Below are 21,070 nucleotides of genomic sequence, written 5' to 3'. Positions count from 1 at the left end.
ATGCGATTTCCTTCCAATATATTCAATTCCCATTCTAAAGAGGATGGGGATTTTTTTGGAGGGATGACCAAAATATTAGGATTCAAGCCCAAAGACATTTCGGTGTATAAAAAAGCATTTCTACACCGCTCGGCCAACGAAAAAGACGAAGACGGCAATCCCTTGAACTATGAACGCCTTGAATTTTTGGGCGATTCTATGTTGGGCACTATAATTTCAAAACATCTGTACGACAAGGTACCCGAAGGCGACGAAGGCTACCTCACCAAGATGCGATCGAAAATAGTGAGCAGAAAACACCTGAACGAACTGGGAAAAGATCTGGGCCTGATCCATTTCGTAAAAAGCCGTATCCCAAAATCGCATTTTGGGGAAAATATACATGGCAATGTTTTTGAAGCCTTGGTCGGGGCCATTTACCTCGATCGGGGATATAAGTTCTGTGAAAAGTTCATTCATCGAAAAGTAATTGCCCCATACGTCGATATCGAACAATTGGAGGGACAGGTCATTAGTTATAAGAGCCTGATTATCGAATGGTGTCAGAAACAGAAAAAAACATTCGATTTTGACGTTTACGAAGACACCGGAAACGACACTTTAAAACATTTTGCCGTAAAACTCACCATTGCGGACAATGTTGTTGCAAAAGCAAGGGCCACCTCTAAAAAGAAAGCGGAAGAACGGGCCTCAAAAAGGGCCTACTACGCCCTTCAAGACAAGATGGACAAGTCATAAATTGTGGTTTAATGTAACCAAAATGTTATAGTTTGTTCAAAACCAATTTTACTCTTTCTTGATTTAGGCGTTGTACGGTATTAATATTATCTTTACCACTTTGTGCCTTATGGTAGCAGTACATAAAATTACGAACGACTTTTACGAAGATACATTCGATTTAGTTGCCTTGCACAGCAGCCTTGAAGATTATGCCCTGGCCTACGCCCTTAATCTCGGGTTGAAAACACAATTTAAGAGATGTCGTAAAGACCTTGACCTTTCGGGGCATGTTACGGTTCCAATTTTTGAATGGAAAGACGACATTAACGATAGGTATTGGACATTGTTTACCAACAATGGTTTTGTAGAGGACACCGCGGAAAGAAATGGGCTTTTTCAAAACGAGCCCTCGTTCACAACTTTTCATATGGTTCCTGAACATCGAGATGTAGATTACTTTTTAAAGATCGAACAAGATGGATTCATCAATATGGAAAACCTTGTGAAAACACTACAGAACATACCCAAAATTATTACGGCTTACGCCATAGAAACCGACAAACTCAAATCTAAGAACAATTTAATTTTTTAATCAATGCCAAGTAACAAAAAGACAAAAATCGTTGCCACCCTAGGGCCGGCCACGAGCAAAAAGGAAGTGCTGAGAGATATGATGGAAGCCGGCGTAGATGTCTTTCGCATTAATTTTTCACATGCCGATTATAACGACGTTACCGAACGTATAAAAATGATTAGGGAACTCAATGAAGAAACAGGTAGAAACACCTCTATTCTGGCCGATTTACAAGGTCCGAAACTTAGGGTCGGTGTCATGGCCAGTGAAGTTGTTGTAGCCCCTGGTGACGAAATTACCTTTGTTACGGGAGAACCTTTTGAAGGTACCGCCGAAAGGGTATATATGAACTATGATGCCTTTCCACAAGACGTCAAGCCCGGTGAGCGCATTTTGCTAGACGACGGAAAGCTGATGTTCGAAGTCATAACCACTGACGGAAAGGAACAAGTAAAAACCAAGGTTATTCAAGGGGGGCCATTGCGATCTAAAAAAGGCGTAAACCTTCCCAACACAAACATCTCTTTACCTGCCTTGACCGAAAAAGATGTGAAAGATGCCATTTTTGCCATTTCTCAAAATGTCGATTGGATCGCGCTTTCCTTCGTCCGTTTTAGCCAAGACCTTATTGACCTTCAAGCGATCATTAAAGAACATACAGATGTAAAAATTCCGATTATCGCGAAAATCGAAAAACCGGAAGCCGTTGAAAACATAGACAAGATTGTTGCCTATTGTGACGGACTAATGGTGGCCCGTGGCGACTTAGGTGTTGAAGTTCCTGCGCAAGAGGTTCCATTAATCCAGAAACAATTGGTTCTTAGGGCCAAGAAAGCCCGTATTCCCGTAATAATCGCTACCCAAATGATGGAAACGATGATTACAAGCCTTACACCGACACGTGCAGAGGTGAACGATGTAGCGAACTCCGTAATGGATGGTGCCGATGCCGTGATGCTCTCTGGGGAAACCTCAGTAGGGAATTACCCGGTACAGGTCATTGAAAAAATGAGCAGTATCCTTCGAAGTGTAGAAAGTTCTGAACTTATTCAAGTACCACATGATCCGCCACATATCCGTACAAAAAGATATATTACAAAGTCGATCTGTTACCACGCGGCAATTATGGCCAATGAAATCAAGGCCAAGGCCATTTCTACATTGACCAATAGTGGCTATACGGCCTTTCAAATCTCGGCTTGGCGACCTAGTGCCCACATTTTGGTGTTCACCTCCAACAAACGTATACTTACGCAATTGAATCTCTTATGGGGTGTACGCGCCTTTTATTACGATAAATACGTTTCTACCGATCAAACGATCGAAGACGTAAACAAAATGGCATGTGACAAAGGTCTTTTAGAAAGTGGCGATATGCTTATCAGTTTGGCGGCAATGCCGATCAAAGACAAAGGTATGGTCAACACGCTAAGGGTGACCGAAATAGAATAAGCGTAATTTCAGGCTTCAAAGGAGGGAAGCTCTTAGGCCACCTCCCTTTCGTACGCAATGAAATTCACGAGTTGGCCGGCTTTGTCAAAAACAGGTTCTGCCTGTATTTGACATAAATACGTACTGCCATCTTTCCTATAATTTAGAACAACGGCCTCGAAGGGTTTTTTCCCTTCTATGGCCGTTCTTATTTTTAAGAGGACCTGTTTATCGGTTTCTTCCCCTTGGAACATTTTAGGGGTCTCTCCTATAATTTCATCGGGTCGATAGCCCGTCATTGTATTTATATTGGAAGTCGTATGGACAATGCTCAATTTAGGATCGGTGATTACGACTACTTCGTCTTCCCCCAAAACCAAATCGTTCAGTTTTGAATAGGCCCAACGGTTCATCTCGGCAAACTGGCGCAAATCGACCATGGTATTACCGGTTTCACACAGCACGCGAACGTGCGCCGCATGTACATCCCAAGACAACAAGGGCAAAGGTGTTATATCTAAGGAACCGTAATACTTTTTTGCCGCCTTATCGTACACTTTCATTCTTAAAAAAATTTAATTGCTTCCCGCTTTACTTAGGCTCAATAGTACAAAAAGCCATTTTGTTTAACAAATTACAACAAATGTTTAACACTAGTCGCCTTTCGTAAGTTTTTATCCCATAGACAGACCAAAAGCAAGAATCAATCTGTTTACCGTATATGAAATTCGAGTTCAACGATACCAAAATAGGATCGCATTTAGGATTTACCGACGACATCAAGGCACATGAAAAGCAATTTTCGGTAAAATCGGGCAATATTTATATGCTATGGAACAGAAACCAAGCCCCCCTTGAACTCCATGTTGACGGCATACCCATAGAGCTATTGCCCAATCAATTGGTCACCACCACATACCTGCAACATGTTTCCTACGAAAAGACGGAATTACCCTTGACCGCCTTTCATTTTAATCGCGAATTTTACTGCATCAATGATCACGACCATGAAGTGTCTTGCAACGGCATACTGTTTTTCGGCACCCAAGACCTTCCTATAATTTCCATTCCCAAAGAACAAAAACGAAAATTCGACACCCTATACGAGGTGTTTCAAGATGAGTTTTCCACTCCTGATGCCATACAGGGCGATATGCTCCAAATGCTCTTAAAACGATTGATCATTATTTGTACGCGCTTGGCCAAAGAACAACTTATCGTAAAGAAGCTGAACAACGACCAAGTAGAAATTATAAGGAAGTTCAACGTATTGGTAGATACACATTACAAGACCAAAAGAAAGGTAAGCGATTATGCCGAACTTCTTTTTAAGAGTCCGAAAACGCTGTCGAACCTTTTTTCCATATACAATCAAAAATCGCCGCAACAGATTATTCTTGAACGCCTGGCCCTTGAAGCGAAGCGATTGATCCATTTTACCGACAAGCAAAACCAAGAAATAGCCTATGACCTTGGTTTTAACGACCCGGCCCATTTTAGTCGATTTTTCAAGAAAATGACGGGATGTTCCCCCTCACAATACCGCGAAACACCAGAAATAGCCCTGTAAAGGGAAATTTGTACAAGCGGTCGGGCAATCATTCCTAACACCTGCCCCTCTTTCATTCGCATCTTTGCCTTGTAATTAAAAACAACGCAAGATGAAACTAAAACCTATATCACTTTTTAACCTTATCGAGATTTTCTCTCGGCCCACTAGACAACTACAAACCGTAGATGTGCAAACCCACTGTGAGCAAAAACATCATCACGATTTTTATTGCGATGCCGAAAGACCCTACATAGAATATTAAAACAACATCGTATTAACCGTCATTGCCCGCAGCAAAAAAACAACAGTTCGGGCGCATGATATAACAATCACAAATTATGAGCAAATTTAATGTACCCACAAGAGAAGAAGTAAGTTCAAACAACCAAGCCATATTCGACAATCTGGAAAAAGCGGTAGGCTTTGTACCTAATCTTTATGCCACTTATGCCCATTCGGAAAACGCCTTGGCCAACTACCTGGCATTGAGCAGTGCCAAGACTTCCTTGACCGCCAAACAAAAAGAAGTGGTAAACCTAGCCGTAAGCCAAGTGAACGAATGTAGCTACTGTCTTGCGGCACACACCGCGATCGGAAAAATGAACGGCTTCAGTGATTCTGAAATTCTTGAACTCAGGGCCGGGAAAGCTTCTTTTGACCATAAACTCGACGCCTTGGCCGGTTTTGCCAAAAACGTCACGGAAAACCGAGGAGCAGCCGATGAGGCCGTAGTACAAAAGTTCTTAAATGCAGGATGGACCAAAGAGAACCTAGTAGACACCATAGTATTGGTGGGCGATAAAACCATCTCTAACTATCTGCACAAAACCACCGACGTTCCCGTAGACTTTCCCGTAGCCGCACCCTTAGAGGCCGTAGAAGCTTAAATATAAGCCCTAGGCAATACCATATTACCTAGGGCTTTCTATCATATTTGATTTACACATTCTTTACAAGCAACCGTCTTTTTAAAACAAAGGACAAAAATTAAAAATTATGAAAAATATAATAACAGCAGTAGTATTGGTTTTTACCGTAGCATTTTCAGCGAATGCCCAAAATGAAATGAGCAAAAAAGAGGTCAAGACAATTGCCTTGGAACAAACTCCAGGGGAATTTACCCAAAAGCAACTTACGGTTAGCCCGGGGACTTATGTCTTTGAAATTGCCAATAAAGATGTTGGGCACGATGTCGGTTTTGTTTTGGTTAAAAAGGGCGAAGATATCAGCAAGCCTGAAAACCATATTCAAACCGCTTATGTTACCGAAGTTGTAGCTACCGGAAAAACCCAATCGTCTAAACCCACAGTTTTGGAAGCCGGGGAGTATGTATATTTCTGTCCGATGAACCCAACCGCTACCGACAATACCATTCTTGTCAAATAATTTGCGGAACATCAAGGGGTTCTACGGACTTCCAAATACAAAAAAGGGAACCTGAACAGGTTCCCTTTTCCTATGTATATCGCTACCACCCAAGCGATTGTCATCAAATTTGCCCCCTTTGGCCTAGGCATAAGTGTTGTCTTTATTATCATCAAGGGCCATATCTTCCATTTCCGATTTTAGATCACATAAAAAAGGGGTTTATTAACTGAAAAACAGGGCATCCTAATGCGGAAAGAGTTAGCTTAACAAACTTGGCTTATAGAATTGGATTATATTCGCAAACCCTTATAGACAATATGGCACCATACGTCGAATAGTTAAAAATTGTTAAACTTGACCGCCTATCTTGCCACAATGCAATTTTTGGAATTATTTATGAGTTCAAATGATGCTTAAATCCCGTGGATTAGTAGTTTAGCCCTCTAAAAAAAATTATTGTGATTATAGATTTTATCATTGCCATATTATGGAGCCTTTCCCCCTTTGGGGAAGCCAAGGTAGGTATACCCTATGGGTTGCTCAATGGTCTTAATATCTATCTCGTATTTCTTTTTTGCTTTGCCGCCAATGTGCTAGTATTTCCCTTAATGCTCTTCTTTCTCGAGAAGATCAACCGTTATTTTTTGCGTTGGGGCTTTTATAAGAAATCGGCCATATTCGTTGCGCGAAAGGCCAAGACCGGTTCGGGCGACAAAATAAAACGCTACGGCTTTTGGGGCCTTATATTTTTTGTAATGATTCCGATGCCCGGTACGGGCGTATATGCCGGAAGTATTGCCTCATACCTCTTTAAAATTGAGAAAACGAAAGCCTTTTGGGCCAATACCATAGGTATTTTTCTTTCTTCGGTAATCGTTTGGTCGGCCACCTTGGCATCAATGAAGGGCATGGGCTAGTGTTTCCCATATCCGTGCCGTGATTATTTTATATCTACAATCTTTAGGTCTTGCCCGTTGAAAACCACGGTATCCCCGATTTGTTTCCCGAACAGCAATTTAGCGATAGGCGTAGCCGCAGAAATGCAATAGACGCTTTTTTGCCGGGATTTAAACTCCCCTGCGGAAATCGCCAAAAAGTAATCGGCCCTTGCCGTGACCACCCAACTGCCTAGACCCACGGTGGCGGTATTCCCGTCTTTGGGGACTTTAGACAGCACCTGCTTCATTTTTTCGGCTTCCGCGAGCTGCTGCCCCAGTTTTTCGCGTTCCAACTGCAACATGGCACGCCCTGTTTCATGCTTGTCTCCCGCACTACTTTTGGTTTCGGAGGTCAGTGACATTTGAATGTCTTCAATGTTCTTTTGAATCCTAGCGATACGTTCGGCCACGAAAGTGCCGCAAAACCGGTAGAGTTCTTCTTTAGTTATCATATGGCTAATGTAAATCCCTATCCACCTTAGCCCCCGAACCACCGACCAAGAAGTCTAGGTCGGCACCTTTATGCGCCTGCTCCACATGGTCTATGTACATTTTTACATAACCCCTATCCGCCAAGGGTTCGGGCGCTTTCCACGCCGCCTTACGCTTTGCCAATTCCTCCCCTGAAATGTCTAAATGAAGCTTTCTGTTCTCGACATCGAGTGTGATATAATCGCCATTTTGCACCAAAGCCAGCGTACCGCCTACGGTAGATTCAGGGGAAACGTGTAGAATAACGGTTCCTGCCGCGGTTCCGCTCATCCGACCATCGGAAATACGTACCATATCGGTAACTCCTTGCATCAGTAGTTTTTTTGGAAGATCTACGTTACCCACTTCGGGCATACCGGGATAACCTTTTGGTCCCACACCTTTTAATACGATAACACTGTTTTTGTCAATATCAAGATCAGGATCGTCTATTCGGGTGTGGTAGTCTTCCATACTCTCAAAAACGACGGCCCTACCCGAATGCTTCATCAATTCCTTTGAGGCCGCCGATGGTTTTATGACCGCACCATCTTCGCACAGGTTCCCCTTGAGTACGGCAATGCCCGCATTTTGCTGAAAGGGTTTTTCCATGGTTCCGATCACGTCGTCATCATAGCAGACGGCCTGGGTATAATTTTCGGTAATATACTTTCCGTTTACGGTCAATGCATCGGCATGTAATTTTTTACTTAGTTCCTTCAACACTACGGAAATTCCGCCCGCATAAAAGAAGTCTTCCATTAAATGCTTCCCTGAAGGTTTCATATTGACCAGAAGGGGAACCTTACTTCCCAAGGTATCGAAATCCTCAAGGTTTAAGTCCACTCCAATCCGTCCCGCTATGGCCGTCAAATGGATAATGAGGTTAGTAGACCCGCCTACCGCGGCATTGGTCACTATGGCATTTTCGAAGGCCTGTCGGGTCAATATTTTAGACAAGGTCAAATCTTCTTTTACCATCTCTACGATTCGTCTTCCCGAGAGTTGGGCAAACAACTTTTTTCTCGAATCGGCTGCGGGAATAGACGAAAACCCGGGTAAGGTCAGCCCTAAGGCTTCCACCATAGTAGCCATCGTAGAGGCCGTTCCCATCGTATTACAATGCCCGATACTCCGTGCCACACAGACTTCCGCCTCCGTAAAATCATCATCGGTAAAACCTTCTACACTGCGTTTTTCCTTAATCATCCAATTCATACTTCCCGACCCCATTTTCTCACCGCGAAACCTTCCGCTGAGCATAGGTCCTCCAGGCACGACAATAGTAGGCAGGTCAACGCTACAGGCCCCCATTAAGGTACTGGGCGTGGTTTTATCACAACCGGTCAATAGCACGATACCATCAAGTGGATTGGCGCGTATCGATTCTTCGGTATCCATACTGGCCAGGTTGCGGAACAGCATAGAAGTTGGCCTCATAATGGTTTCGCCCAAAGACATGACCGGAAACTCCATAGGGAAACCGCCGGCTTCCAAGATTCCTTTTTTGACCACTTCGGCAAAGTCGCGCAGATGTCCGTTACAAGGTGTGAGTTCAGACCAGGTATTACAGATGCCTATTACGGGTTTGCCTTTAAAATAATCGTCGGGATAACCTTGGTTTCTCAACCATGAGCGATGTACAAAGCCCATTTTATCCTTTCCGCCAAACCATTCACTACTGCGGAGGTGTTTCTTGTCTTTCATAAATCAAGGAGAAATTACTTGGAAGTAGTTAAAGTAGCAATTCTAGCCAAGTTGACAAAACCTAAAGCCTATTCCCCCAGAAAAAGACATTTCTTCGGTTTTAAAGCAGGTTCTTTGGTGTAACGGCCTACTACTCCGTCAAGTCGGCCAACTCTGCCCCTACGGTGCTTCCTATGGCTATTCCCATCCCTCCCAAGCGCAGTCCGCAATAGACATGGTCGGAAACCGGTTTGACAATCGGTTTCTTCTGCGGCCCCGTGCCCATGATCCCGCTCCACCTTTGGGCAACCTTATGGGGTGTTTCGGGCAAGATGACTTCCTTAAGCAGCATTTCCAGACGTTCTTGAATGCGTGGCGTACAACCGAACCGGTCGGTTTCCTCACCTTTTAGGTCGAGATTCCTTCCTCCCCCGAACAAAATACGGTTATCGATATTCCTGAAATAATAATAGCCCTCATCGAAATGAAAGGTCCCCTTAACATGAAGGTCAGCGATAGGCTCGGTAATCAATACTTGTGCCCTGGCCGGTTGAACTTCCTCGTTCAACAGGTGGGCGGCAAAACCATTGGTGGCAATAAACAACTTACGGGTCACAAACTCAAACCTGTCGGTCTTTACGTGCACGCCCGATGCTTTGCCCGAGAAATCCTCTACGGTGATGGAGTTCAATTGCAGAACCCCTGCCGCCTGTACCAAGCGCAATAGTCCCTTCATCATTTTACCGGTATGCAATTGCCCTTCGAAGCTATTGGTAATGTATTTTTCCTTCACTTTATGGAAGCCGAACGTATTGGGCCCCAAGTGAAAGGCATCGGCCCCATAGACCGAATGCAAGAGTTTGTTGATTTCAGGAAGCCGTTCCGCACAGTCGAGATAGAGCGCCTCGGCCGAATCGAGAAACAATTCATGTCCGCCGTTCACTTGAAAATCGATACTTTGATCTCCGAGTTTCTTTCGGAGCAAGCCTATGCCCTTCCAACGTTGGGCCACGAGGTCGATCACCTCTTGTTCGCTATGGCTCCCCAAATCGGCCACAACTTCGGAAATACTCCCGAAACAGGCAAAACCGGCATTTTTGGTGCTGGCCCCTTGGGGCAAAAAGCCTTTTTCCAAAATCAATATTTTCGCTTTTGGAAATCGCTCACGCAGCCGCAGGGCACAGTTAAGCCCTACAATACCACTGCCAACAATAGTAAAGTCGATATTGGTCAACCAGGTTTTATACTCCCAATAACTTAGTTTCAAGACAGTTAAGATTAGTTACAAAATTACTTGGTTTTTAGATAGCTTATTTAGCGCACGCCATCGAAATATATAGACCATAGCTTCGTTAAAATATCCTAAAAATAAACATATGCTCAAATTTGTTCCCCTAAAGTACCCAAAGAAAATAAAGTGTTCACACATTTATTGATAGCGGTGCTTGCCCTCTCTTCGTGTTCAAAAGACGAAAATGGCAACCTTTCCCCCAAGGGTTTTGAACTAAGCCTAGACGAAGTTTCGGCCACTACGGCCGAAATAAATTGGACCACCGCCATAGACCCTGAAGGCAGTGTTGACCCTTTATAATGCCCCACCAACTCCTTTTAAGATTACTTTGTTGGACAAAACCTTCTTTTCGTTCCAAATCGATATTGCAGAGTCGACCGACCCAGATAATGAGGGTAGTTTAAAATATCAATTGTTCGTAGATGATGTAAACGCCACCGAAGAAAAATTCGGAAGTACCGTCACCATAGGAGCGGGAAGCACCCGCCACGATGACCTACAGGGCAACACTACCTATAAAGTTCAGGTAAGGGCTACCGACCGTAAGGGAGGAAAGACCTTTAGCAACACCTTGGAAATAACCACCGACCCAACGCCCCCTTCCACTTTTACCGTAATAGAGGTAGTTCCGGGGCCTACATCCGTCTTCACCCTACCGGAAATCTATTCTAAAGTAGGCTACAACGTAAACAGCTTCTATCTAGATGGAGAAAAGTTCACATTAGATGGCATATATAGCACAAATAACGAAGACGGTTCACGGACCTTTCATTTTGACAAGGAAGATATACCCGAAACCAATACAACTTACAACCTTGAGTTTGAAGTTGGATGGCATTCAACCTGGAACTCCAATACCGGTCAAACGTATTATTCCAAAAGTGTCAACCAAGGTCTTCAATTACGGGTAAACGAATACAGCCCAACTAGTGCCGATGTACAAACTGTATATCTCTATGGCCCAAACCACGCAACGGCACCACTTCAATTCATTGTGAAGTTTCACGACAATAAACTAAGTGACTATGAAGATTATGACATTTATTCGGTCAAAATTGGTGGGATAGAGGTCAAAAACTACTTCGCAAATCAAATTGGCTCAGCCAACGAGGTAAGCTTAACCGGCTCAGTAACCCTTGAAGAGTACAATACTATTAAAGAGAATCCGAACAACTCTCGTGTAGTTACGATCGACGAATCGGGTTACCACGCCCTTACCGAATACAGCATTGCTTTTGAAGAGTAAGAAGCACTGCACCCTAAAGCAAAAAAGACCGTGATATGATCACGGTCTTTTTTTTATGGTATATGGATTATTCCGCTGGGGGAGGATCCATTTTAAAGTCTTCCATAAATTTGGTGGTATAGTTACCGGCCAAATAATCAGGATGATCCATTAATTGTCTGTGAAAAGGAATGGTCGTTTTCACGCCTTCGATTACGAATTCGTCAAGCGCCCTTTTCATTTTATTGATAGCCTCTTCGCGGGTTTGCGCCGTGGTTATCAGTTTGGCTATCATGGAGTCATAGTTCGGAGGAATGCTGTATCCGCTGTACACATGGGTATCCATACGAACACCGTGGCCACCCGGAATATGCAAGGTAGTTATTCTACCTGGCGAAGGCCTAAAGTTGTTATACGGGTCTTCGGCATTGATCCTACACTCTATAGAATGTAATTTCGGCAGGTAGTTTTTACCTGAGATCGGCACGCCGCCCGCTACCAAGATCTGCTCACGGATCAAATCGTAATCGATAACTTGCTCGGTAATAGGATGCTCTACCTGAATACGCGTGTTCATCTCCATAAAGTAGAAGTTCCGGTGTTTATCTACCAAAAACTCAATAGTACCCGCACCTTCGTATTTGATGTACTCGGCTGCCTTTACGGCCGCTTTGCCCATATCTTCACGAAGCTTGTCGGTCATAAACGGAGAAGGCGTTTCTTCGGTCAGCTTTTGGTGCCTACGTTGAATGGAACAATCCCTTTCAGAAAGGTGGCAGGCCTTACCATATTGGTCTCCTACAATCTGGATTTCAATATGCCTTGGTTCTTCGATCAATTTTTCCATATACATACCACCGTTACCGAAAGCAGCCGTAGCTTCTTGAACGGCACTTTCAAAGAGGTCTTCCATTTCCTCTTCTTTCCATACGGCGCGCATACCTTTTCCACCACCACCTGCGGTTGCCTTTATCATAACGGGATAGCCCATTTTTTTGGCAATCTTTTTGGCGTCGGTGACATCTTTCAAAAGACCATCGGATCCAGGCACGGTAGGTACACCGGCCTCTTTCATGGTTTTTTTGGCGGAAGACTTATCTCCCATACGGTCAATATGCTCTCCGGAAGCACCGATAAACTTTATATCGTGTTCGGCACAAATTTTAGAAAACTTAGAGTTTTCCGAAAGAAAACCATAACCTGGGTGAATGGCATCGGCACTGGTAATTTCAGCTGCCGCAATAATATTCGGTATTTTAAGGTACGACTCATTACTCGGGGCCGGACCTATACAGACAGCCTCATCCGCAAAGCGCACATGCAAACTTTCTTCATCTGCCTTAGAGTAGACAGCAACGGTTTTTATACCCATTTCCTTACAGGTACGTATAACCCGAAGTGCAATCTCTCCCCTATTTGCAATCAATATTTTTTTGAACATACTTTTTCAATTTAAATTCTAAAATCCAAGTACCAAAAATGCAATCCCGGTTCGGGGACAATAATTTGGGATTCAGAATTTACATTTATGAAGGATCTACCAAAAACAAGGGCTGGTCGAATTCTACCGGAGAAGAATCTTCAACCAAAATTTTCACGATTTTACCTGAAACCTCAGACTCTATATCGTTGAAAAGTTTCATGGCCTCGATAACACAAAGGACATCACCTTTACCGATAGTACTGCCCACCTCTACAAAGGGGCTTTTATCTGGTGATGGCTTTCTGTAAAAAGTACCTATGATAGGTGATTTGATGGTAATATACTTTGAATCGTCTTCCTTTTTTTCTGCCTTTTTATCGGTAGAACCTGCTTCAATGCTCTGCACAGGCGGTTGGGGGGAAGCCATCATTTGAGGCTGCGCCATTGGGATTTGTTGTACGTAAGTCGTTTCGTTTCCAGAATCGGAAGAACCGGTCTTGATGGTAATTTTTAAATCCTCCATCTCTAACTTTACTTCACTGGCTCCCGACTTTGCAACAAATTTGATCAGGGTTTGAATTTCTTTAATATCCATGGAATTTGATTTTATTTAAATGATCGGTATTTTATTAGTAGGCCCACTTTAGGTAGATGGAACCCCATGTAAAACCGCCTCCAAAAGCGGCAAAAACAAGGTTGTCACCTTTTTTCAATTTACTTTCAAAATCGGACAATAACAAAGGCAGGGTAGCCGATGTGGTATTCCCGTATTTTTCTATGTTCATTAGCACTTTAGAATTGTCGAGACCCATTCTATTGGCCGTGGCATCAATAATTCTTTTGTTCGCCTGATGGGGCACCAACCAAGAAACATCGGTATGCTCAAGGTCGTTCCTTTTCATAATTTTTTCGGCAACGTCGGCCATATTCGAAACGGCAAACTTGAACACCGTTCTACCATCTTGATAGATAAAGTGCTTTCTGTTCTTAACGGTCTCTTCTGTAGCCGGCATCAGGGAACCTCCGGCATCCATGCCCAAATATTGTCTTCCCGAACCATCGGCCCTCAGGTATTCGTCTTGCAGACCAAAACCATCCTCGTTCGGTTCGAACAATGCCGCACCGGCACCATCTCCAAAAATAATACAAGTGGTGCGATCCGTATAATCTATGATCGACGACATTTTATCGGCCCCGATCAAGAGTACTTTTTTATACCTTCCCGATTCAATATAGCTTGCCGCAGAAGACATCCCGAACAAGAAACTTGAACAGGCGGCCAAAAGGTCGTAGGCATACGCATCAACGGCACCTATTTTAGATGCTACAAAGGCTGCGGTCGATGCCACCATACTATCAGGTGTGGCCGTGGCGACAATAACAAGGTCTATTTCTTTTGGATCAATATTCTTTCTTTTGATAAGGTCTTCAGCGGCTTTTATGGCCAAGTACGATGTACCCTGACCTTCTTCGGGTTTTAACACCCTTCTTTCTTTAATCCCCGTTCTAGAGACAATCCATTCATCATTTGTCTCTACCATATCTTCCAGCATTTTATTGGTTAGAACAAAATTAGGAACATATCCTCCTACAGCTGTAATCGCTGCTGTTGTTTTACTCATCTTAAAGTTGATTTGATATCAGAAACCTTCAAAAATGCCTCAAAATTGGTGAAAATTAATCAATTTTTACGAATTTTTGTTTTAAAACTAAGCGTTTTTGAGATTTGAGTACTAGAAATAAAAAACTCCCGTCATAAAATACGGGAGTCGTGAATTCATTATAAGATAACCAAAGACATTTATGCTTCGGCTTCTTCAGTCTTGTCAATTAAAACCTGACCTTTGTAATAAAGCTTACCTTCATGCCAGTGTGCTCTGTGAAACAGGTGCATCTCGCCAGTAGTAGGGTCTTTTGCCAAAGTTGGCGCTACCGCTTTATAGTGGGTTCTTCTTTTATCCCTTCTGGTTTTCGATATTTTTCTCTTAGGATGTGCCATTTAAAACTTATTTATCCGTTAACAGTTTCTTTAATTCGTCCCATCTGGGATCACTCTCTTTTTTCTCTTCCTTGGGCTGCAATTCTTCTAGCTTTTTTAAAGCTTCCGACTGCAACGTACCATCTAAAACCCCTGGGTGAATTCTTTTTTGTGGTACGGCCAACACTAACATTTCGTATACGTATTGCGCAATATTGACCTGATGTTCTCCATGGGGAATAATCAGAATCTCATCATCTTCGTCATTAAACTCACTCCCGAACTTGACCACCAATTCCAAATCTGCCCCAATAGGCTGATCAAAAGGTTCGTTGGTCAGGTCGCAATTTACATTAACCGTGCCTTGGGCTTTCATCTCGAACTCGAGCATAGTGCTCATTTTATTCAAGACCACATGCAAATCGATGTCGGCGGCGTTGAATTCGTCGTACCCAAAAGATTCAAAGAACGGGTTGTTGATCGTATACTCAAATTCGTGTTTTCCTTGTCCTAACCCCGAGAAAGGAATGTAAAACTCCTTTTGCTTCATCATTTCAACACTGATTTTAATATACCGCCTGATTAAAGGCGGGTGCAAAGATACTATTTTTTAGTAAAATTCCAACGCTTTTTTAATTGGATTTCAAGAAGTTCGCCTATCTTTTAGACCATTTATTGGAATTTAGAGGCTTGCACGTGGCAAAAGCCCGATTTTAACGGCGAATTCGCTGCTTTTGCAAGGGGTTTGCAGTAAGCTCTTGGTACTCTTTTCGATTCTTAAATATATGCAAGGCGGTAAACACCGCTTCTTTGAACGAGCTGGGATCGGCCTTTCCTTTTCCGGCAATCTCGTAGGCCGTACCGTGATCGGGGGAAGTCCGCACCTTTGAAAGGCCCGCCGTATAGTTGACTCCTTTGCCAAACGACAAGGTTTTAAAAGGAATAAGCCCTTGGTCGTGATATGCGGCCAATATGGCATCAAAACCCTTATAGGCATCGGAACCGAAAAAGCTATCGGCAGAGTAAGGCCCGAAAACCAAATGGCCCGCATCTGACATTTCTTTAATGACCGGTTTCAACACCTCATCGTCTTCTTTGCCGATAACGCCGTTATCGCCACTATGCGGGTTAATGCCCAACAAAGCTATTTTAGGCGCGCGTATGCCAAAATCCATCTGAAGCGATTTTTCTATGGTTCGCACTTTATCCCGAATTAAAATCGGATTGATTGCGGCGGAAACATCTTTTACCGCAAGGTGATCGGTTAGCAAGCCCACCTTAAGATCGTCGGTGACCATAAACATCAAGCTCTCCCCTTCCAGCTCTTGTGCCAAGAAGTCGGTATGTCCGGGAAACTTAAAATCATCGGCTTGAATATTGTTTTTATTGATCGGGGCCGTAACCAAAACGTCTATGCTGTCGTTTTTCAATGCCCCGACCGCCGCACGTAAAGATGCAATGGCAAACTTACCCGCTTCTGGCGTGGCTTCGCCGAATTTGATTTTCGGAACCTCCTTCCAGACATTTACCACGTTTATCTTACCGTCCACCGCTTTTGAAGCATCACTTACACCGTGATAGTTGATATCGAGCCCCAATTCCTTTTTCTGAAAAGAAATGGTTTTGTTAGAAGCAAAGATAACCGGGGTGCAAAAATCGAGCATACGGGTATCTTCAAAGGTCTTGAGTGCGACCTCGCAACCTATTCCGTTCAAATCGCCTATTGAAATACCGAGTCTAATTTTTCCTTCTTCCTGCATCTTATTCTTTACCTTTGCCTAATCATATAAGGTACAAAACTACTTAAATTTAACGGAACATGTTTACGGGCATTATCGAAACTTTGGGCGAAATACAGCAATTGCAACATGAAGGCGGAAACCTTCACATAAGGGTAAAATCTTCTTTGGCCCCAGAACTCAAAATTGACCAGAGCGTAGCGCATAACGGCGTATGCCTTACCGTAGTTTCATTAGATGAAAACACCTATACCGTAACCGCCATTGACGAGACCCTACAAAAAACCAATTTAGGGGAATTAAAGGTAGGCGAAAAGGTAAACTTGGAACGCGCCATGATTTTAGGTTCGCGTCTAGACGGCCATATCGTTCAGGGCCATGTTGACCAGACCGGAACCTGTACGGCCATTGAGGAAAAAGACGGAAGTTGGTTCTTTACCTTCGAATACGATGACGCTACCGGAAACCCCACCATAGAGAAAGGTTCCATTACCATTGACGGTACAAGCCTTACCGTCGTAAATTCAGGCAAGAACAGTTTTAGTGTTGCCATTATCCCCTATACCTACGAGCACACCCGATTTAAGTCGTACCAAATCGGCACGGTGGTCAACCTTGAGTTCGATGTTATCGGCAAGTACGTGGCCAAGCTTATGGCTCACCGGAACGAAGCTTAAACTATTTTTTCTCAGAAAAGCTCACCTTGATGCTCTTTTTGTCCTTTTTAAAACCGATCAATTGCTGCTTGGCATCCAAAGCCGCTTTTACATAGGCCTTAAAGCCTTTGTATTCACTTGCGGCAATACGTTCTTTAGAGGTATTTGCCTCTATGGAAATATGCAGTTCATTATCTTTGACCAAATCGTAATCGATTTTGAAACGATGTTTTTTAAAACTGTAATCGGCACTTTCAGGAATTTCAACAAAACGCTGACCCTCCTCCAATTTGATCACATAACTCGATTTGTAGGTATCGGCATTCTCATACAATAGATAATCTATAGGAAAGGCACGCTCATCATCTTGTATGATCGAGGTATTATAGGCATTGTTCACGGCCGGAATACGAAATACCTTCATACTACCTATTTCATCGAACTTTTCGTTTACGGTAAGATCGGACACATATTTTAAGACCGGGGAGCGCAGTTCATAATGAATGTCGTGAATACTATCGAAGGTGAAGTCTTCCGAAATCCTACCTTTAAAATCATCGGCAAGGCTCTTTCGTATTACCTCATAGTTCTTCTCCTTAAAAATAGCCGCATAATGCGAATTGATGCTTCCCTTTAAAATAGATTCTATCTGTAACCGATGTTTACCTTCACCTATGGTGTATTCCATTTTACTTTCAAGTTCCGTGGCAATATGGGCAATGTCGTCTAGCTTGTAAATACCGCTTTTGACGTCCTTTACCCATTTATTAGGTATATCTAAAGCGGTCGCATGCTCTAAACTGGTGGGTATGGCCCTATAGGGCATATTGTTGTCCGTTAGCTCTAGGTATTGGGGCTTGCCCTCTATAAACACCTTGGCGATACAGTGGTTGAAATCTTGGCTGGGCAAGGTCATGGTTTTTTCCCCGTAATCTGAAGTCAGCACTAAAACCAAGTGGGCCTTTAACCCGGCCATTTGGGCCAAGGTCACGTAGAGGGTGGAAAAATCCTTACAGTCGCCCAGTTTCGACTTTATGGTCTTCGCCGGCCGTTGTGGCACGTATCCGCTCTGTCTAAAACTTACGTAGCTATAACTAAAGTTCTCCATAATATAGTAGTAGATTCTTGAAGCCTTTTCGTCGTCGGTTAGGGACGCACTTCCCTTTGGAAAAATTTTGTCGAAGGCCTCCTGAACATCTGAATTGACAAGCATTTGCGGTCGCACCAAATCAGAATACCAATGGGCTATATCATCCCAAGAACCAATGGTACTTACATGCACATACCTGGCAATATCGCCAAGGCTGGGCATAAAGTTCTCTTCGGGGCCCAATTCTTCTTGACCTATGGTTTCCCACTCATGGCAGACATAGCCATCTACCTCTTCAGTGCGGTAGGGCACCTCTCCGTTTAGGGTCTTGCTTATAAATTCTTTGCCCTTGGGTACCAATACCTTTAAACTATTCTTGTAAATAGGGTGGTAGGAATCGAACTGAAAATAATCGACATGGTCTTTATAAAAGCGTCCGCTATTGGCATAACTACTTTCGTAATCGACATAGAGAATATCACCGATCTCAAGGTTATTGAAAACAAGGTTTGAACCGCTCTTCGACGCCGGAACAATTTTTTTGTTGGGTTTTACGATTTCGGACTTCGTGATATGATAGTTTCCCGAAAGGCCCAAGTTTACTTCTTTTAACGATTCTATTCCACTGTCACTGGTGATTTCCACCACGTAACGGGTTCTTGATTTGCCTCCCCCTTCAGGGTAGAGTTGCAACAGGCTTTCATCTAACAAATAATTAAAGCCATAATGGCCTTTAACACCCCTATTCCTATTCTCGGCCATAAACTCGTAAATATTTGGGGTAGCGAATTCTTCCAAATAGTCTTTGGCGTTCGAAAGGTCGTCGATTTTTTTACGGAGGGCTGCGTTGGCGCTATTGTGTTTCAATGACTTTTTATACCAGGTCAAGGCTTCCTTTTTGCGGCCTGACTGTTCCAATGCCGTTCCTTTTAATTCCATGGCAACAAAGGAATACGGAAAGTTCTTGAGCATCTGGTCAATATAGGGCAATGACGCCTCATACCTCTTATATTCGTGTAGATAGGATATATAATCGGAGAGATAGATATTATCGTGGGCGACCAGGTCATATCTATTTTCAAACAAGGCCAAGGCCTCGTCTTTTCGGTTTTGCTTATTGTAAAAACTGGCCAAGGTCTTCAGGGCCGCGTAATCAAAATAGTTGGCGTTTATGTTTTCAAGCAGTTCAATAGCCTTGTCGTCTTCGTTCAAATAACCCGAGTATATTCCGATATAGGCCTTTACCACACCCAATTGGTCACTGTGTTTCTCGGTAATTTCCTTTAGGCTCTGCTTTACGGCACCCTTATCTTCTTTTCTAATATGCAATAACAATTGGGCCGACTCCTTTAAAACATCCATATCCGTAGAAGCCGAAAAATCGTTTACAAATTTTTCGAACTCTACCAAGGGAAGCTTAAATAGCTCACGCGAATCTTCAAACTGGTATACATACGACAAATAATAATTTTCGTCATCGTTTTGGATATTCTTCTGCACCTCTTTGGCCGAAGCGTAATCGTTTTCCTTAGAGTAGCTTTCGATCAGGTACTTTCGCAAAAACGAACTTTGCGGGTATGCCGCAAGCAAAGGTTGTAACAAAGCCTTGGCCTCGTTGTACTTTGAATTACGTAAATAGGTGTTGATCAGGCACAGCCTATTCATAAAATCGTTGGGGCTTGCCTCCAATCTCTTCTTGAAAAAAGCTTCTACCGGATGGTCTAGGGGTTGAGGGGCAATGGTAGCCAAGGTACTTTTTGGGTAATCGCTCGGCTTGGCGCTATATGTCAAACCATTGATAGGGCGACCTTCTTCATCGGTAATCCTAACAATAAAATAGGCAATGCCGTTCGTATCCGCATTTTTCACCAAAAGTCGGTTATTGCCCTTTGGAAGGTTGACCAAAACGTTATACGCGTCTAAGTCGGATATGCCGTCATTAGTATTTTCATAGATCAGTACATCGTTCAACCAAAGTTTTGAAAAAGACGAGCTGCCCAAGCGCACTACCACTTTTCTATCCGATGGATTATAAATGAATGTTTGGGCATAGTTGACCCCACCTCCGTATTCGCTGTGGTTCGAGTAATATTGATAGGCTTCCTTTTTACGTTCATCGATTTCATACCAGTTTATAAAACCGTTGCTATTGGCATTAAAATCATTTTGCGATACGGCATATTTTTCAGGACCGTATTCCGTGTCAAGTCCACTACCGTTCAAATTTTCAAAACTACCACAGAATTGCCATGCTTTGATTGCCGGTATTTCGGCGTTTATTTGATAATAGGTTTCCCAATCATCGGAATGTTGGGCTACGGCCGATTTTAGATACCGTAACGATTCCTTTACCGTTGGGTTTTGGATGGCTTCAAGCTGTAGCGTCTTTATGTTCCTTACGTTTTTTCCGTTAAAGCCCGTGCTGAGATAGGTGTCAAAGAAAAAGTTATGGCTCCAAAGGGCATAGAGATAGTATTCGAAATCAGGAAAGGAACCGACCTTTTCTATAAAACCTTCATCATTGGCGAAGATGCCGTTCTCGTTCTTAATGATTTCCCTAGTGAGTATTTCAGGCAAGGTTTTCTGTTTCTTCTTTTCAAACTTTGAGAGTGCCTCAGACTGCCGATTTTGAAAAAGGTATTGCCAATGGGTTTCCAATTTGTTGTTTTCTTGGCCTTGGACGGAAAAAACGGACAGGGCACAAACTACGAGCAAAATGCGAAGAAATCTCATGGCAAAGGCAGGTTTTGTTGGGTTTGGATAGATGATAACGCAGGTTTCCCATAATTGGTATATGTGATATAGAAAACTAGATGTAACCACTAAACCCGCTAAATTGACCGCACCGACCCATCGATCAAAACACAATAAGAGCGAACAACCAGCGTTGATTCATAAGATGTTGCCCATACATCTACACTAATCAGG

The 21,070-nt window shown here is 43.2% G+C and carries 22 protein-coding genes; 11 read left to right on the top strand and 11 right to left on the bottom strand.

Going from position 1 to position 21,070, the window contains the following annotated elements; all coding sequences use genetic code 11:
* From rnc to pyk, 3 genes are all read left to right on the top strand, one after another.
* Complete coding sequence (gene rnc, locus BW980_RS01870; RefSeq protein ID WP_076453254.1) at positions 1–738, top strand: ribonuclease III; 738 nt, start codon at positions 1–3, stop codon at positions 736–738.
* A gap of 109 nt (positions 739–847) precedes the next feature.
* Positions 848–1,312 carry an IPExxxVDY family protein gene (locus BW980_RS01865; RefSeq protein WP_076453253.1) on the top strand — a complete coding sequence of 155 codons (465 nt, stop codon included), beginning with the start codon at positions 848–850 and terminating at the stop codon, positions 1,310–1,312.
* Between the two features lie 3 nt (positions 1,313–1,315).
* On the top strand, positions 1,316–2,746 hold the full coding sequence (gene pyk / locus BW980_RS01860; protein WP_076453252.1) for a pyruvate kinase: 1,431 nt from the start codon (positions 1,316–1,318) through the stop codon (positions 2,744–2,746).
* Between the two features lie 32 nt (positions 2,747–2,778).
* Here the strand turns inward: pyk and BW980_RS01855 are convergent, their stop codons facing one another.
* Complete coding sequence (locus BW980_RS01855; protein WP_076453251.1) at positions 2,779–3,288, bottom strand: PAS domain-containing protein; 510 nt, start codon at positions 3,286–3,288, stop codon at positions 2,779–2,781.
* 158 nt (positions 3,289–3,446) lie between these two features.
* Between BW980_RS01855 and BW980_RS01850 the strand changes: the two genes are divergently transcribed.
* The 5 genes from BW980_RS01850 to BW980_RS01835 all read left to right on the top strand — a co-directional run bounded on the left by BW980_RS01850 (position 3,447) and on the right by BW980_RS01835 (position 6,562).
* Positions 3,447–4,295 carry a helix-turn-helix domain-containing protein gene (locus BW980_RS01850; RefSeq protein WP_076453250.1) on the top strand — a complete coding sequence of 283 codons (849 nt, stop codon included), beginning with the start codon at positions 3,447–3,449 and terminating at the stop codon, positions 4,293–4,295.
* 91 nt (positions 4,296–4,386) lie between these two features.
* On the top strand, positions 4,387–4,539 hold the full coding sequence (locus BW980_RS22465) for a hypothetical protein (RefSeq protein WP_175609832.1): 153 nt from the start codon (positions 4,387–4,389) through the stop codon (positions 4,537–4,539).
* A 76-nt stretch (positions 4,540–4,615) separates the two neighbouring features.
* Positions 4,616–5,164 carry a carboxymuconolactone decarboxylase family protein gene (locus BW980_RS01845; RefSeq protein ID WP_076453249.1) on the top strand — a complete coding sequence of 183 codons (549 nt, stop codon included), beginning with the start codon at positions 4,616–4,618 and terminating at the stop codon, positions 5,162–5,164.
* A 109-nt stretch (positions 5,165–5,273) separates the two neighbouring features.
* Entirely contained in the window at positions 5,274–5,663 is a 390-nt protein-coding gene (locus BW980_RS01840; RefSeq protein WP_076453248.1) for a cupredoxin domain-containing protein, read from the top strand.
* Positions 5,664–6,103: 440 nt separating this feature from the next.
* Positions 6,104–6,562 (top strand): COG2426 family protein, encoded by a 459-nt coding sequence (locus BW980_RS01835; protein WP_013992964.1) that lies wholly within the window; start codon positions 6,104–6,106, stop codon positions 6,560–6,562.
* A 23-nt stretch (positions 6,563–6,585) separates the two neighbouring features.
* Here the strand turns inward: BW980_RS01835 and BW980_RS01830 are convergent, their stop codons facing one another.
* From BW980_RS01830 to BW980_RS01820, 3 genes are all read right to left on the bottom strand, one after another.
* Positions 6,586–7,035, bottom strand: a complete 450-nt coding sequence (locus BW980_RS01830; RefSeq protein ID WP_076453247.1) for a 3-oxoacyl-ACP synthase — start codon at positions 7,033–7,035, stop codon at positions 6,586–6,588.
* A 4-nt stretch (positions 7,036–7,039) separates the two neighbouring features.
* Positions 7,040–8,761, bottom strand: a complete 1,722-nt coding sequence (locus tag BW980_RS01825) for an IlvD/Edd family dehydratase (RefSeq protein ID WP_076453246.1) — start codon at positions 8,759–8,761, stop codon at positions 7,040–7,042.
* Between the two features lie 130 nt (positions 8,762–8,891).
* Positions 8,892–10,007, bottom strand: coding sequence for an NAD(P)/FAD-dependent oxidoreductase (locus BW980_RS01820; protein ID WP_076453245.1), 1,116 nt, complete (start codon positions 10,005–10,007; stop codon positions 8,892–8,894).
* Positions 10,008–10,157: 150 nt separating this feature from the next.
* Between BW980_RS01820 and BW980_RS22460 the strand changes: the two genes are divergently transcribed.
* The gene (locus tag BW980_RS22460) at positions 10,158–10,331 is read left to right on the top strand and encodes a hypothetical protein (RefSeq protein WP_175609831.1); all 174 of its coding nucleotides are present in this window, start codon (positions 10,158–10,160) and stop codon (positions 10,329–10,331) included.
* Positions 10,332–10,362: 31 nt separating this feature from the next.
* The gene (locus tag BW980_RS01815) at positions 10,363–11,277 is read left to right on the top strand and encodes a hypothetical protein (protein WP_139327572.1); all 915 of its coding nucleotides are present in this window, start codon (positions 10,363–10,365) and stop codon (positions 11,275–11,277) included.
* 67 nt (positions 11,278–11,344) lie between these two features.
* Here BW980_RS01815 and accC read toward each other — a convergent pair whose 3' ends face one another.
* The 6 genes from accC to pdxA form a co-directional block, all read right to left on the bottom strand.
* A complete protein-coding gene (gene accC / locus BW980_RS01810; RefSeq protein ID WP_076453243.1) occupies positions 11,345–12,697 on the bottom strand; it encodes an acetyl-CoA carboxylase biotin carboxylase subunit in 1,353 nt (450 codons plus the stop codon).
* A gap of 85 nt (positions 12,698–12,782) precedes the next feature.
* A complete protein-coding gene (gene accB / locus BW980_RS01805) occupies positions 12,783–13,274 on the bottom strand; it encodes an acetyl-CoA carboxylase biotin carboxyl carrier protein (protein ID WP_013992970.1) in 492 nt (163 codons plus the stop codon).
* A gap of 34 nt (positions 13,275–13,308) precedes the next feature.
* Positions 13,309–14,301 carry a beta-ketoacyl-ACP synthase III gene (locus tag BW980_RS01800; RefSeq protein ID WP_076453242.1) on the bottom strand — a complete coding sequence of 331 codons (993 nt, stop codon included), beginning with the start codon at positions 14,299–14,301 and terminating at the stop codon, positions 13,309–13,311.
* Between the two features lie 179 nt (positions 14,302–14,480).
* Positions 14,481–14,678 (bottom strand): 50S ribosomal protein L32, encoded by a 198-nt coding sequence (rpmF, locus tag BW980_RS01795; RefSeq protein WP_013992973.1) that lies wholly within the window; start codon positions 14,676–14,678, stop codon positions 14,481–14,483.
* Between the two features lie 7 nt (positions 14,679–14,685).
* Positions 14,686–15,210 carry a YceD family protein gene (locus tag BW980_RS01790; protein ID WP_013992974.1) on the bottom strand — a complete coding sequence of 175 codons (525 nt, stop codon included), beginning with the start codon at positions 15,208–15,210 and terminating at the stop codon, positions 14,686–14,688.
* A 160-nt stretch (positions 15,211–15,370) separates the two neighbouring features.
* Positions 15,371–16,417 (bottom strand): 4-hydroxythreonine-4-phosphate dehydrogenase PdxA, encoded by a 1,047-nt coding sequence (gene pdxA, locus BW980_RS01785; protein ID WP_076453241.1) that lies wholly within the window; start codon positions 16,415–16,417, stop codon positions 15,371–15,373.
* Positions 16,418–16,476: 59 nt separating this feature from the next.
* On the opposite strand from pdxA, the gene BW980_RS01780 reads away from it, so the two are divergent.
* Positions 16,477–17,073 (top strand): riboflavin synthase, encoded by a 597-nt coding sequence (locus BW980_RS01780; RefSeq protein WP_076453240.1) that lies wholly within the window; start codon positions 16,477–16,479, stop codon positions 17,071–17,073.
* A 1-nt stretch (position 17,074) separates the two neighbouring features.
* On the opposite strand, the gene BW980_RS01775 is transcribed toward BW980_RS01780, so the two are convergent.
* Positions 17,075–20,875 (bottom strand): transglutaminase domain-containing protein, encoded by a 3,801-nt coding sequence (locus BW980_RS01775; protein WP_076453239.1) that lies wholly within the window; start codon positions 20,873–20,875, stop codon positions 17,075–17,077.
* Positions 20,876–21,070: the final 195 nt, after the last annotated feature.

Origin of the sequence: Zobellia uliginosa (assembly GCF_900156625.1) — a bacterium.
Taxonomy (GTDB): Bacteria; Bacteroidota; Bacteroidia; order Flavobacteriales; family Flavobacteriaceae; genus Zobellia; species Zobellia uliginosa.
This window is presented reverse-complemented; position numbering and strand designations above follow the sequence as displayed.